The following is a 15,924-nucleotide window of genomic DNA, read 5'->3' as shown; positions in this document are numbered from 1 at the left end:
CATTTATGGGGTCTTATTGTTATCCTTGGCATCTCCGGCCAAACTCTCCTTGTAGGCCTTGCTGATAAAATTAAAGGTCAGCATGGCCGCTCCGTCGTTCGAAAGCACGGGATCTCGCAATACTCCCAGTTGCATGGTATTCTCGGTCAACGACATAATACGGACATCGCCCCAGTCGACGACGATCCCATCTTGTGGTTTTCCATGTAAAGGCGAAGCCCCCGTCATGCGGATGGTTTTCTTTTCGGTATCAATATTGAAAGTTCCCTTCTGGACTTTGCCCAGCATAGCATGGTTAACATGAATGTTTGCGCCACCTTTCAGGTCAAAAGTCATACTCCCATAATTGCCTGCCGGCATCAGCCAGCTATTGCCTTTCCAATCGGGTTCCCAGCTCCAGCTATCGCTGTTTAGGGGCGCAGCTGTTTTGTTGATGCTTCCCCACCAGTCACCGGTACCGTAAAAATACAGCGGACCTTTAAAGTAACGGGAGATACCGTCAGCATCTAGATCGAGATACCAGGTTTTCTCTTCCCCTGCCCCGCCCGTCAGTAAGGTCCAAGTCTCGTCACTGATAAATTCGGCATACATCTGATCGATTTTAAAGGTCACAGGCTCGCCGTAGACGATGCCACCACGCGTCTCGACACCAAATTTTACCGTGTAATCACCAGGGAAAGGCATTTTCAAGGTCACCTTTTTTTCCTGGCTCCGTCCCTGTGGATGCTCCCATAAAGCGGTGTATCTGGGATCCATCAAACTCGTTAAATACACAATATTGGGATTACTGGCATCATGTTCAATGGTAAACGCCTTACCCTTCTCTAACTGTGCCGATGTGACATCGATGTCCCCCAGGGTATAATTCTCCGGAGAACAGGCTCCAAAGAGTACCATCGCTACAAAGAAGCAGATGATATATGTGAATATCTTTTTCATGTTTATCTAGTTATAATTCAACTAATAGTAAGTCCTAGTATACCTATGTTTAGTTCCAGCCGGCATTTTGTTTCAGTACACCATTGGATAACGTAATCTGCTTGTTTGGAATCTGCATAAATCCTTTCGTTGTCAAAAAACGTTCCTTAGTCACGCTGACCTTCTCCGTCACCGAACCGCTAAGCACATCTTCGGTTGTTTCCAGTGTAGCAGCCGCATTATTTAACCCCTGCCGCAATACATCCCAATAACGGATACCTTCAAACGCAAATTCAAATTTTCTTTCCTTCAGAATATTATTTTTTGAAACTGTTAGCGGCACAAAATTGGTCTTGTACGCTCTTTTCCTTACCTCGTCAAAGTATTTCTGTGCGTTTGCGGATCCGAGTTCTGCCGCCATAAGCAAGACATCAGCATAGCGGATGACAAAGTAATCCTGGTCTTGGGACAGTTGCATATCCTTATCTCCACCTGTATTGGTAGTGCCATCCGGCAATGCCGTAGGGGCGTATTTTTTTATGGTGTAACCTGTATACTCACGCTGGTCTTTCAGGTCAAATCCGCTGATGTTCTCGCCATCGATATCAATAATTGAGGCGGTTTTGCGCGTATCCATGTTGTCAAACTCATTGAAGAACTTTTTGCTTACCGTACATGCACCCCATCCCTGACCATACGGAGACCAATTTTTACCGCGCAAGCCCAGGAAGACGACCCAGCGGTTGCCATCGATATACCCGCTATAATTCGAGGTATTGTTGAATTTCTGCGCAAATACCACTTCAACATTTCCCTTACCGGCATATTTGGAGATGTCTAGCGTATTATTGCTTGCATTGGGGATATAGCTCGCTGCCGGCCACAGATTCTTGAAATCTGCCACCAGCGCAAACTGGCCACTGCTGATAACTTCTTCCAGTCCCGCCAGGGCTTCGGCCTTGGAGACACCGATATCTTCACTGCCGTAATAGCCTGAATAAAATAGATAAACACGGGCCAGTAGCGCTTTAGCAGCAAATGGAGTTGCCCGACCATCATTGGTTGCCGCAGCTGACTTCGGGTAAGCTGTTGCTGGGATATTGGCAGCCGCAAATTTAAGGTCCGAAACAATCAGTTGATAAACAGCTTTGGGGTCCGACTGTGGAATATTCTCATTGGTCGGGCCCGTTAGCAAAGGGATGTTTTCGAATAGACGGACGAGATCAAAGTACATGGTGGCCCGCAGGAATTTTGTTTCCCCTTCGATACGTGCCCGCGCTGTTGTGTTACCTGAAAAATCAGTACCGTCCAATTTTCCCAAAAGTGTATTGCAGCGAAAAATCCCCGCATAGTAATCAGACCAGGTACCATCAAAGATATTATTGTCCGATTGGGATTGCGCAATATCAAAACGGTCTATTGCCTGAAATGCGCGACCGTCTGTTGTACCAGTTCCACCAAAACAATTGTCGCTTGCTACTTCTGCAGTGATATAGAAGGCCTGACTCCCATTGGAAGTCGTCCGTTGATAACCATCATAACAACCGACCAAGGCCATGTCAGCATCGGCTATCGTTTTATAAAAATTGCTTTCCAAAACGCTAGTCATAGGTTCGACATCCAAAAAACTGGATGAACATGATCCTAAGATTAAGGATCCAAATAACATGGAATGATAGATATAGCTCGTTTTTTTCATGATTTCTTGTGTTTAGAATTTAACATTTAGGCCAAATAATACAGTCCTTGGTCTTGGATAGTAACCGAGGTCGATACCCGATACCCAACCATCGGTTCCATAACCGATCTCAGGATCCATCCCATCATATTTGGTGAACGTAAACAGATTTTGACCTTGTACGTAGAAGCGGATCTGATTGGCATACTTCCATTTGATCAGCTTCGATAAGTCATAGCCTAAGGTCACATTGCTAATCCGAAGGAAGTCTCCATCCTGAATATAAAGGTCTGAAAACTGCCAGTTGACATTAGTTTCCGTAACACGGGGAATTGTACTGGAAGTACCCTCTCCCGTCCATCGCTCTAATATTCTTGTGGTATAGTTTGCCTGTTTATTGGCATGATTGCGGTAAGACTGTACAATTTTGTTGCCCAGGGAGCCGTAGGCATTGACCGAAAAATCAAATCCTTTATAATCTAGTCCAATATTAAATCCATAGGTGAAACTAGGCATGCCTACACCCAGATTTGTTTTATCCGAGGCATTGATAATACCATCGTTATTCTGATCTACATATTTCACATCGCCGGGTTTTACATCCGCTTGAAGAATACCTTTCCCGGCTGTTTTCCAGGCATCGATCTCGGCTTGGCTCTGGAACAGACCGTCTGTTTTATACCCCCAGAAGTAACCAATGGGCAGGCCATTTGCGGCACGATAAAATTCTTCCGAATTATCGTATAACATGGCTGTCTGTCCGTGGATAATTCCATCTTCAGTTGGTATTTGTCCGACCTTATTTTTGTTGTAGGCACCATTTACCCCAAGACGGTATTTGACTTCATTGATCCTGTCCGCCCAATTTAGTCCCAATTCTACCCCCGTATTCTTCACATCACCGCCATTGATAAAAGGAGGCAACGTACCGGTTGTCGCCAAAACGGGCGCTGTAACCAGCCAGTTCTTCGTCTTTTTGACATAAAAATCGGCCACAACATCCAGGCGGCTTTTCGCGAATTTGGCGTCAAATCCAATATTGGTCTGTTCGGAAGTTTCCCAGGTCAGATTCGGATTGGATAAGCGGCTCGGATAAGCACCGGCGATATTATTATTGCTCGTTCCAAAGACATAATGCGCTCCGGGGTTGGAGGACGTAATGCCTGTTGAGGTACTGATAGGTGCCGCATATTGAAAATCAGCGATATCCTGGTTACCCACTTGCCCCCATGAAGCACGAAGTTTAAAGAAGTTTACAGCCGCTAAATGTTCTTTAAAAAACTCTTCCGAAGAAATTACCCATCCTGCCGATACCGAAGGAAAATATCCCCAGCGATTGCTGCGCGAAAATTTAGAGGATCCATCTGCACGCAATGTAGCATTCAACAGGTACTTTTCCTTATAGTTGTAGCCCAGCCGTCCAAAGTACGAAACCCTACGCGTGATGTTCTCTGGTTTTCCAGACACGGTACGCGTTTCGACGACATTACCTTTTTCGTCCAGGTGTGCCTGGCCTGTGGTATTGTCCAGGTAAGCATGTGCAAAATCATTGAACTGCGAAAGCAGATTCCAGTTGGACCCCGAAAGGTAAGTTCCCTGGTAACGTAGCGATTCCATACCAACCATAGCCGAAAAACGATGATCCGTATCGATATCAAAGTCATAGGAAGCAGTATTTGTCCAGGTCAGCGTATGACCTTTGCTCATGTTCTGTGAGGTTGTTGTATGATCTTGGTTGTAGGTGTAGATGGAGAAGCGGTATAAGGGCGTAAAACTTCTGTATTCTGAAGCATAATAGTTGAATCCCAGCAATGACCGGACCTTCAAGCCTTTGATCGGCTCGATCTCCGCAAATACATCCGCCAGTAATTTTTGGCCATCATTGGCGTTATTCGAATTGGTCATCATCACCCCATATGGATTGCTGTCCCCATTGTACCAAGGTGAATTGGAGGTATCATTGAAAGGACTTCCGTACAAGCCATTGTCCGAGTACACCGGTGACAAGGGCGAAGTCGCAAAAGCACCGCGTAAGGTATTATTGTACTGGTTGCCTACACCGATGCCCCGATTTTTGATGTAGTTAAAGTTAAGGTGCTGACCTATTTTCACAAAGTTATCGAAGAGTTTATGTTCCGAGTTCGTACGGAAACCATAACGCTGATAGTTGGAAACATCTTTACCACCGACAATTCCCTCCTGACCAATATAGTTCATCGATAAGGCGTAGGTGGATTTTTCATTGCCGCCAGTCAGGGCAACATTGTAATTGTCCATTTTTGCATTATCCTTAAACATGTAATCCATCCAATTGGTATTGGCCAGACCATCCATGCTGTTAAAATCAATAACCCCAGCCCCCGAATTCAGCGATTGCTCATTCATGATCAGCTTGTACTGATCTGCATCCAGCAATTTTGCTTTACGCGAAACGTTCTGAATGCCTGTATAGCCATCAAACGACAGCACATTTTTTCCCGCAGCGCCCATTTTAGTGGTGACCAGAATAACCCCATTGGCAGCCTGCGAACCATAGATGGCGGCCGAAGCCGCGTCTTTCAGTACGTCGATAGATTGGATATCGGCCGCATTTAAGACCGAAATATCCCCTCCCGGAACGCCATCGATGACGTACAAGGGGCCTGAATTGCCAATTGTTCCCAGCCCCCGGACGACCACCTTCATATCTGCTCCCGGCTGACCGGAAGTTGATGTAATGGATACACCCGGTGCTTGCCCCTGAAGCGACTGCAGCGGGTTTAATTGATTACGTTTCTGCAGTTCTTCACCCTCTACCTTCAAGTTGGCTCCTGTATTCAATTTTTTCTTTTGTACACCGTAGCCGATAACCACCACTTCTTCAAGATCGGAAGCTTGCGGCTGCAGGCGGATCACCATATTGGGGCCAGTCACTGCAATTTCTTCGGTTTTGTACCCTACGTAGGTAACGATCAATACTGTCCCTGTGCTGGCCTTCAGTGCAAACTTGCCCGATTCATCACTGCTTGTTGAAATCTTCTGATTCTTTACTTTGATACTCGCTCCCCCGATCGGCAGTCCTGAATCAGCCGAAACAACCGATCCGGTAAAGGATTGTGCCCAGACCAAAGAGGTTACGCTGGTCATGACAACGACGGCCATGCCCCTGCTCAACAATTGTTTGCTTATCATATCTCTTGATTTATAAATTGGTTTTTATTATTTTAATTTGACCTGCAAGGCTTTACCGGCATAGGTTACCACTGTGGGTTTTGCTGGTGAAACATCCAGTCCAACGGCGTTGCTGTCGCTGACAAAAATGAAATTGAACTTTCTTTTGGTCAGCATGCCATCGAAATCACCCTGACGGTTGGCCACTGACAGCGTCTTTGTCGAATTGTCATAACTGAAATCAATGCGACTATATTTCCCTTTTTCATAATTATAGTTGCTTCCTTCGTCTTCATAGAGTGAAAAATGACCGTTTGCTCCCGCATAGACATAGACATCCAGTACATCCGGCTTTTTCTCGGCAGTATACTGCATGACCGGTCCAATAGGCAATATTGCTCCGGCTCTGACATAAACAGGGATACGTTCGTATGGTGCAGCAACAAGCAGATCCTGCCCACCTGTTACCATCTTGCCACTGTATAGATCATACCAGCTGGTTCCTTTTGGAAAGTGTATCTTGCGTGAGCTCGCACCTTTTTCAGTGACAGGACTGATGAGCAAAGATGGTCCCCAAAGGTATTGGTCATTGCGGTCGAATCCATCTTTGTCCTGGGGGAAATCCATGGCAAGTCCACGTATCATCGAATAGTCATCAAAAAAAGTCTTTGCGGCAAGACTATAATTATAGGCCAGTAATTTATACCGTAGATTGATCGCATAGATCATGCTTTTATAGGCCGGATGATCCACAGGAGCGATATTATACGGCTCGCGGTAGGGATATTGTCCATGCGCCCTGAATAAAGGCAAGAATGCCCCGTATTGGTACCAGCGGCTATTCAGCTCGCGCCACTCCTCCAAGTCCGCTGCATCAGGTTTGTGAAACCTATTTTCAACCAAAAAGCCACCTGCATCCATCGTCCAATAAGGTGTACCGGACATCGAGAAATTGATGCCCCCAGCAATCTGATCTTTCATGTCATGCCATCTCGAAGCAATATCGCCGCTCCAGGCCGCCGCCGCATAGCGCTGCTGCCCTGCAAAAAAGGATCGCGTCAGAATAAACACCCGTTTGTTAGGATCTGTTTCACGCTGGCCCTCGTAGATACCCTTGGCATTTTGCAAAGGGAACACATTATAGTAGCGAACAGATGATCCTATAGCTGGCTGAAAGACCGATTTACGCTCGTCCAGATCAATATTCGAGTGAATATCTGGCTCACTCGCATCCATCCACCAGGCATCGATCCCAATTTTGAAAAGATTGTTGTCCAACAATTTCCAGAACCCATCGCGTGCCGCTTTGTTGAAAGGATCATAAAATGTCGAGGTATAGCCCTTTCCGATCCAATCTTTACGGCCGTCATAAATATTTCGCGGATAGATCCATTTGTTGGCTTTAAATTCTTGGTATACGGAAGACTCTTCATTGATTTTGGGCCAGGCCGAAATCATGATCTTAAAGCGCTGATCATGCAGCTTCTTCACCATGGCCAGAGGGTCTGGAAAACGCTTTACATCAAATTTTTGGCTCCCCCAGTCGTTTTCAGCCCAGTAAGACCAATCCTGCACAATATTGTCGATCGGAATCTTACGTTTGCGAAATTCAGCCGCGACCTCCTCAATTTCCGCTTGTGTCTTGTAACGTTCTCTGCTCTGCCAAAATCCAAAGCTCCAAATCGGCATAATCGGTGCCTTGCCGGACAAGTGGCGATAACCTGCAATGACCTCATCCATTGATGCGCCCTGTACAAAGTAATAATCAATGGCATCTCCGGCTTCTGAATTAAAGGAAAATACGTTTTTACGCGCTTCTGGAATGGGGCTCTGCCAATTTAAGGTAAAATAAGATTCACCCCCATCAGGTATCCATTCCATTCGGATCTGGTAAGTTTTATCTTTCTGCAGGTCTCTTTCTATTTCAAAAGTACCTGCGTTCCAGGATTGCCGCCAGCGGTCAGCGACCTGCTCGCCATCAATCCAAACTTTCATATAACCTGAATATTTAAAATGCAGCACATGTTTGCCAGTATAGGGCGAAGAGAAATTTCCGGCATAGATGACTTTGCTTTCGGCCAGCTTTACGCTCTTTGGAAATTTGTGCTGATCTGTTAGGTAGCCATAGTCGATAATCGATTCCGGTCGGGATAGATACACTTCTTCGTCCTTGTTCCGATTTACATAGGTTGCCGTGAGCCAACCCGGCTCTCCTTCTTTTGACTGCAACTTAAAAGCATTTAAAGGCAATAACGGCCTCACGTCGCCCGCTTTTGTAATGGAGTAATTGTGCCATAAAATGCCATAGTTGTTAGTGGACAGTAAAAAGGGTATTCCGATTTCTGTATTGTACTGCAGCAGCGAAACCTGTTTGCCACGGTTATAGTTCATCACCGCATTCTGATGTTGGCCGAGTCCATAGATCCCCTCTTCCGCATGGACAATAAAGTCTTGGTTAATGTGATAAAATGCATCACCTTGATAACTATTGGCTAAAAAAGAACTTGAATTCCGCTTTGCTTCTTTAAGGATGGATTGCCCCTTAAGGTCAAAAAATTCCACTTTGCCGTTCATCAAGGAAACCACTGCCTGCATATTGGCCGTTTGTACATTTACCGTTGAGTCGGTCGAGCTTACCGCGAGTGATTTTACTTGCCGGCGCAGTGAATCGACGATCACTAAGCTCGTTTGTTCCGGTAAGACTGCACCAGCTGGAACAGCTGTGACACGCACAATCTTGTCGGTTACGACATCCAAATAAATATCCTGATCAATGGAGGTCTCCGAATTTTTGAAGCTGACCTTAATACCGGAAGGCATTTTTTCATAATGAGCTTTATTGGCTTGGCTAAATCCCTGCTGCACGATTGCGAAGAGCATCAAACCACTTAAAGCGTACGTTAAGTTGCGCATTTAAATAAGATTTATTGGTTATTATATTCCCTTGGTTATTACGCGTCCTTTCCTATTGAAAGAACAGATCAAATATAGAATGCAACCGGTTGTATAAAGGGTATATTTTGTTAACTTTTAGGGGTTATTTTGTTAACTTATGCGGGGATACTGGCGGAAAACACTATCGACAATTCACTTATTTACAAGCTTTTTCGATAAAAAGACGGCAGGTTACCAAATGCAGATTTAAAATATTTGCTGAATTGTTTCGGATTTCCGAATCCTACTTCATAAGCGATCTCAGCCATCGATAATTTCGAGTTCTGAACCAGATGCATGGCACGTTTGAGCCGAATATGTCGGATGTATTCCATCGGTGAATAGCCTGTGATGGCAAGCACCTTTTTATAAAGCCCTACGCGTGTGATGTTCATTCTTTTGGCAAGCAGTTCGACAGAAAGCGAAGAGTCACTGAGATCCTGTTCAATTTCCATTACCAGCGCACGGATAAATTGTTCATCAGCAGATGCGATATCGGGCTGCGTCAGATTAACATTAATCTGTTTTTTATACCGTTTTACCATTGTCTGTTGTTGATGGAGTATCTGCGCTAATTTTGAACGCAGCAGGTTAATATTAAAAGGCTTGTTGATATAGTCTGTAGCACCCGACTCCAAGGCTTCCAGTTCAATTTTCTGATTGACTACGGCCGTTACAATCAGCACAGGGATATGGACCAGCTTGGCCTGGGCCTTTATAAACCGGCAAAATTCCAGTCCGCTCTCTCCAGGGAGGCTGAGATCGGTGATGATCAGATTGACCTGTTGCTTGCTTAGGATCAATTTTGCATCATTGATGCTTTGCACAGCGTGGATTAGGTAGGCTGAACTCAGGCTCCGTTCCAGATAATGGAGGAAGTCGATATCATCTTCGACCAATAAAATAGCGGGTTTATCCTGCTTATTGCTTTCGACAGGATCGACACTCGCTTCGGCCTTATGTATGGGTAGCTGAACTTTAAAAATCGTCCAGTGCACATTGCTGCTCAGCGCGATAGTTCCGCCCAAGAATTCGACATAGTCTTTAACAATAGAAAGCCCAATGCCCGTACCCTGATTCAGTTTTCCATTGGGAACATCCAGTTGCATGTAACGTTCAAATACGCGGGCTTGTAGGTTTTCGGGAATCGCTGTACCCTGATTTTGAACTTCAATACGCAGCATCTTTCCTGTTTCGTGTTCAGTGACTTCGGCATTGAATGCCACAATGCCGGATACCGGGCTAAACTTGATTGCATTTGACATCAGATTGAAAATAATGCTTTCCAATTTGTTTTTGTCAAACCAGGATAGATAGGTGTCTGGAGCGATATTGACCTGCAGCGAGATCTGATTGCTTTGCGCTATCCCGGCAAAGGCATCAAGCATTTCGCGGATAAATCCCATGAGGTCCCCATACGCTTCGTTCAGCTCAAGCTCACTTTTCTCCAATTTTCTAAAGTCCAGCAGCTGATTGACCAATTTAAGCAGACGGTCTGCATTCTTCTTGATTAAGTTTAGGTCAGCTTTTTTTTCTGGATGCTGCTCTTCATCCAGCAGCTGCTGCGCTGGAGTTAGAATCAAACTGATCGGAGTTCTGAATTCATGACTTATATTGGTAAAGAAACGTGTTTTCAACGCATCCAGTTCCTTTGCCTGTGCAGCCTGTTCCTGGGCGAGGTAGAGTTGATTGCGCGTCTTGACACGTAGTTTTGTCAAATAGAAATAAGCCCATAGGACGATCAGTACCAGGCTGGCATAGAAAAGAAAGGCCCAAGCCGAACGCCAAAAAGGTGGCTGTATATCGATTGTTAGGAGCAGCACGCCCTCAGACCAGCTATTCGAATCGATGGCGTGCCGAATATACAAATTGTAGCTTCGGGTGTCTAGATTGGTGAAATTGGCGCGCATGGTTGCCGGTTCAAAATCAAACCATTCATCACTTAGACCAGCAAGCTGATATTGGTAGAGTCCATTATGCTGTTGCAGGTAGTCAAAGGTAGAGAACTCCAGCGAAATGGCATTGAGGTTGTAAGGAAGACTCAGTTCTTTAAGATTATTCAGGGCTTGATCGTAAATGACCCGGCCCGAAAATTCCTCACCTACGGCTATCCGCTTGTTAAATAAATAAAGATTGGACAAAAGCGGTAAGACCAGTTCACTTTCGCTGCTAATTTTCTTAGGGTCGATAAAATTGAATCCCTTTGGCCCACCAAAGACAAGTCTTCCGTCCCGCATTTTTAAAGCGGCGTTTTCATTGAATACATTCCCCTGAAGGCCTGATTCCCGTGTAAAATTGCGGATGATGAACTTCTCGGCCTGCCCTTTGCCGACAATCGCCGACAGTCCTTTGTTTGTTGAAGCCCAGATTCCCCCCTGATTATCGACCAAGAGCGCCAGGATCGCATCGTCGCTGAGTCCATCCTGCTGTGTGAGATAGCTTACTTTTGTACCGTCGATTACATGCAAGCCCTCTTGTGTTGCTACCCAAATACGACCAGTTTTGTCCTCTTTAATATCATAAATCAGATCATTCATAAGTTTCATGGGCGAACTGGATGTATTCATATAGCTAATCTTGTCGTCGGGAGCCAACAATGCCAAACCTGTCGCTGTGCCGATCCAGAGCCGTTTTTTTGAATCTTCAAACAAGACAGAGATATAATTGCTGTTAATGGTTTGTCCCTGCCGAGTATACGCTCTCGAAAACTGTTCTGTCTTTTTATCAAACAGGTACAAGCCAGCACTTAGGGTTCCTATCCAAAATCGATGTTGACTATCCTCGTAGATCTCCCATACACTATCGTCGTTCAACTTTCCAGGAGCCGAATCACGGTGGAAAACCTTAAAACTTTTGCCGTCGAATCGACACATACCACCTCGATAAGTTCCGATCCACAGCTTATCTTCCGTATCCAGCAATAAGGAAACAATCACGTTGGAGCTCAAACTGTTGGGATCCTGAGGATCATGCAGGTATTGCGTGAATGTTTTCTGACTGATATTATAATAGAGCAATCCCCCACCGTTTGTCCCGATCCATAGATTACCCTTTCGATCCTGTACAAACTTATTGACATCGTCAAAGGGAAGCGATTTAGGAAGCCCTGGATAGTTCCTGATTAAAGAGAATAACAACAGGTTGGGATGATAATAACTGATGCCACCTTTATAGGTGCCCGCCCATATGATACCTGACTTATCCCGATATAAAGCCGTTATGCTATTGTAAGGTAGGCTCCGTAAATCATATTTATCGTTAGCGAGGATCTGTACACTTTTTATTTTTTTATCATAAACATTGATCCCACCATGATCAGTTCCTAGCCAAAGATGCCCTTGATCATCTTGCACGATATTGCCTACAAAAGGATTGGACAGTTCTTTTTGGAGGTGTTGAATTGATCCATCTTTCGGGTCAAGCCAGTATACACCAATTGGAATGTCTTTTGAGAAAATCCATATCGCCCCTTCCCGGTCGGCAAATAGATTATAATTTACCAGCTTACTGCTGATCGGCAATAGGCTGGTTTTGGTACTTCGCAATGATTTGGTATCGATGTGGCCCAACAGGCCATTTTCGTAGATTACCCAGATCGTATGCCCTTGACCAGCTATCACATCAGCGATTCGGTTATTTTTTGTCAACGGCGATACAGTACGATAGGTTTTCTTTAGGCTATCGTACAAGATCAGCGAACGATCGCTATACAATAATGCGAAGGTCTGCCCTTCCAGCGGCCTTATCGTGTGTACGTCTTTGACGGGCAGCTTTAAGTGGGTCAGTATGGAATCAAGCTGCTGGACGATAATGCCTGAGTGCTGATCATACACATTCATCCGGTTGCTGGTGCGAATCCATACATTGCCTTCTGGTCCCTCAAAGATTGCGGAAATTGCATTTCCACTCAGGCCGGTACGTTTATTGGCGGAATAGCGAAAATTTGTGAATTGCGTTCCATCAAATCGGCTCAGGCCAGATTCGGTACCAAACCAGAGGTAATTGTACTTATCCCTGAGTGCACAATTGACATGATTATGGACCAGGCCCTGGTCAGAGGTTAAGGTTTTAAACGCATAGGTATTGACCTGGCTCCAAGCTGACGATTGCCCTAAGAAAAGGAGAAGAAAGAGTTGGAGATAAGCGAATAAAAAAGACTTAAGCTGCTGCATTGGTTATCATCTCCCCAATGATACAAAAATTGAGTAAATACAGCAAATCAAGTTGCTATTAATATAAGCTTTAGCATGAGCCCCATATTTTTTATCCTATAAACTAGGTTACCACATTGAGATCAAGTTCGTAAGTTAAACCTAAATAACACCATTTTTATAGGGATATAGCAGGGGGTTAACAAGGGTTTACCCCTGTTATACCCCTGTTAACCCCCTGTTACCCCCCAGTTAAACCCCTCCTACTGGTTGAACTCGTATAAATTAATTGATACGTTTAACCACTCTAAACAATCGTTAAAATCCAAGAAAGAAATTGACTTATAAGGAAGTGATGGAAAACGTAAAAAAAGCGAAACAACGCTACATAGAACGTGCAATATTAGTCATAAAAGACAAAAGCTAATGCTATAGGCCTGATTCATTTCGATAAATGATCCCTTTACTGAAATTGTTTAGGCCTATCTTTTTCTGCTGCTCTTGCGGCAATCTCATCAATGCGTTTTTTGCGGGTATCTGGTCTTTTGGCAAGAACAATCCATTGCAACATCATTTTTTTGACGGATTTACTCAGCCCAAGAAAATAATCTTTTGAACCAGCATAATGTCGAAATGCTTCATCCAGATCCTCGGGAATAATTAATTCTTCCACACTGTCCAAAATTGACCAAGAGCCATTTTCTTGTGCTATTTTTATAACCGCGTACCCCGCTGGAGCCATCAGATTCGCATCGATTAGTTTTTTAACTTTTTCTTTGTTAATTCTAGACCACGTGCTCTTTGGTTTTCTTCGACTAAATAATTGCATAAATGAATAGGCATCAATCGGCCTCCTCGTGCTATCAATCCAGCCAAAACACAAAGCTTCATCCACCAGCTCTGTCCAACTGACTACTGGTAGATTTGATTTTTTGGTATTACAGATCACCCAAATTGATTGTGCTATTTGATGATTGTTTTCGAGCCAAAGCCGCCACTCTTCCTTTGTGTTCAGGTAAATAGTGACTCTTTCTTCTGCATGGTGTTTTATCATTGTTTTTGTCGATTGGAATAGATCGAATTTATCTATTGTGAAAATACGACTTTTTCAAATGCTAATCATCACTGTTGTCCAAAAGGATATGGATAAGCCCAGCACATTTGTTAATCCAAATTGTTCACCAATATTTCCCTTCTTAAATTCTAAGAATGTACCTTTTTGGAACTAGGATAAGTATGACGAGTAGAACAATCTGTATGCAGACTGCGAAAAACAAAAAAGTTTGCATTCGAAAAGCAAGTTCAGAGACTCGTTTTGCGTTTCTGCGCCGTAAATCGATCTGATTTTTCAGCACATGCTTTTCACAGCTGTCAATATCAGTTCGCTGCTCTATTTTCCATTTTTCCTCACTTGCCAGATGATCACTTTTCGTAGGCGCCAAATCGATAGCGTCAAATAGGGTAAAAAAAAACCAGCAACAACCTATAATAGTAATTAAAGTCAAGCTAATCAGGATTTTCTTTATCATGCGTATTTATTTTTTTGCATTTCGTTTCAGATAATAAGCCCTTAAACAAATTGAGATCAATGCAGCAGTTAACCCCGAAACCAGAAAAGACGAAAACTGGAAAATCACTTCACCAAACGCTTTACTGTCGCCAAAACACTGTACGGAGTTTCCCCATGCATCCGTACCCATAGCTCCCTCATGTATACAATTCCGACAAGCCCAATATTCGGGAAGTATAATCCCAAGATAAATTGGTAAGAAAACACCATAACAAGTTAGAAGAATAATTTTTATTGCACGAACCAATTTCATATTATCTATCTACCTAAACCTTTTATTCGTTAAACACGACAATCGCCAATTTACGGTATTACAATAAGCTAAAAGATCGATAGTTTATATGTGTTGGCAGCCATTTATAATTCGTTAGGGATCCATCAATTTACACAAACGTTTGTGTATTCATTTTATTTGAATCTCTAATCCATTCTCCGTATACTCGTGATAACATTATAATCAATTATTCGAGGCTAACGTTCAAGCACACCTGGATCAACAATAAGACAGCATGAAGAGAACAAGTACCTTGTATTCTTATAGAAACACATGTTAAAACGCTATAAAAAATGAAACAGATTGGTTTAAAAATCAAACGGGAATGGAAGTTTCTTTCCATATTCGTCATCTGCTCTTTACCAAGCTTATTCAGCATGGCACAATCCAACACGCCGGTTCTCCGTATCGGTATCATGGCCGATATGCAATACGCAGACAAAACAGACCACGGTAGCCGGTTCTACCACAATTCTTTAATGAAAGTCGACACCGCTGTAGACTTCTTTAATCGCAATAAAGTCGATTTTTCATTGGTTCTTGGCGATCTTGTCGACGAAGGTCCAAAAGATCTACCTGTATTGTTAAAACATCTCTATCCTTTAAAAAAACCGATGTATTGTCTACTTGGCAACCACGACTATGTCAGCGTATCTAAACCAGATCTTCTGCACACCACTTTTGGGATGCCAGCTAAATACTACGCATTTACAAAAGGGAAATGGCGATTTGTTTTCTTAAATACGAATGCGCTCAGTGAATATGCCACAACGCCCAATTCAGCAGACCAACGTGAATGGAAAACCTTGGTGGGTAGCCTACAGGCAGACGGAAGGAAAAATACGCACCCCTGGAATGGCGGAGTTGATCATAAACAACTCCTATGGTTGCAAAACGAACTTGCCCAAGCGCGGAAAAATAAGGAGCATGTGATCGTATTGACACATCATCCCTTATTGCCAGAAAATGGTTATGAAACACTCAATAATAGGCCAGTTCTTGATATACTCTACAAATTCCCAGAAGTTAAACTGGTACTTTCCGGTCATAATCATAAAGGCAATTATGTGATGGTAAACAATATTCCTTTTGTAACCATGGAAGGTATGATCGAAACACCTACAAGCAATGCCTATGGTCTTTTGGAGCTTTATCCGGAAGAAATCAAAATCAAAGGCCAGGGTAGACTCAGTTCAAGAGTTTTTAAATTATCATCCAAATAAGGCTCAATCGGGCGATTAAAAAACTC

7 protein-coding genes are annotated in these 15,924 nt (G+C 43.7%); 1 reads left to right on the top strand and 6 read right to left on the bottom strand.

The window, feature by feature from the left end:
* Window positions 1-3: 3 nt before the first annotated feature.
* The 6 genes from AAH582_RS09605 to AAH582_RS09580 form a co-directional block, all read right to left on the bottom strand.
* Window positions 4-939: a hypothetical protein gene (locus AAH582_RS09605; protein WP_343321952.1), complete on the bottom strand. Its 936-nt coding sequence runs from the start codon at window positions 937-939 to the stop codon at window positions 4-6.
* Window positions 940-988: 49 nt separating this feature from the next.
* The gene (locus AAH582_RS09600; RefSeq protein WP_343321951.1) at window positions 989-2,617 is read right to left on the bottom strand and encodes a RagB/SusD family nutrient uptake outer membrane protein; all 1,629 of its coding nucleotides are present in this window, start codon (window positions 2,615-2,617) and stop codon (window positions 989-991) included.
* A 12-nt stretch (window positions 2,618-2,629) separates the two neighbouring features.
* Window positions 2,630-5,767, bottom strand: coding sequence for a SusC/RagA family TonB-linked outer membrane protein (locus tag AAH582_RS09595; protein WP_343321950.1), 3,138 nt, complete (start codon window positions 5,765-5,767; stop codon window positions 2,630-2,632).
* A 27-nt stretch (window positions 5,768-5,794) separates the two neighbouring features.
* Window positions 5,795-8,659 (bottom strand): glycoside hydrolase family 31 protein, encoded by a 2,865-nt coding sequence (locus AAH582_RS09590; RefSeq protein ID WP_343321949.1) that lies wholly within the window; start codon window positions 8,657-8,659, stop codon window positions 5,795-5,797.
* 182 nt (window positions 8,660-8,841) lie between these two features.
* Window positions 8,842-12,852: a hybrid sensor histidine kinase/response regulator transcription factor gene (locus tag AAH582_RS09585; RefSeq protein ID WP_343321948.1), complete on the bottom strand. Its 4,011-nt coding sequence runs from the start codon at window positions 12,850-12,852 to the stop codon at window positions 8,842-8,844.
* Between the two features lie 442 nt (window positions 12,853-13,294).
* The gene (locus AAH582_RS09580) at window positions 13,295-13,885 is read right to left on the bottom strand and encodes a YdeI/OmpD-associated family protein (protein ID WP_046675883.1); all 591 of its coding nucleotides are present in this window, start codon (window positions 13,883-13,885) and stop codon (window positions 13,295-13,297) included.
* A gap of 1,083 nt (window positions 13,886-14,968) precedes the next feature.
* Between AAH582_RS09580 and AAH582_RS09575 the strand changes: the two genes are divergently transcribed.
* Entirely contained in the window at window positions 14,969-15,898 is a 930-nt protein-coding gene (locus AAH582_RS09575) for a metallophosphoesterase (protein ID WP_343321947.1), read from the top strand.
* Window positions 15,899-15,924 lie beyond the last annotated feature (26 nt).

It is taken from the genome of Sphingobacterium multivorum, from assembly GCF_039511225.1.
Lineage (GTDB): Bacteria > Bacteroidota > Bacteroidia > Sphingobacteriales > Sphingobacteriaceae > Sphingobacterium.
The sequence above is the reverse complement of the archived record's forward strand: the minus strand, read 5'-3'. Positions and strand labels throughout refer to the sequence as shown.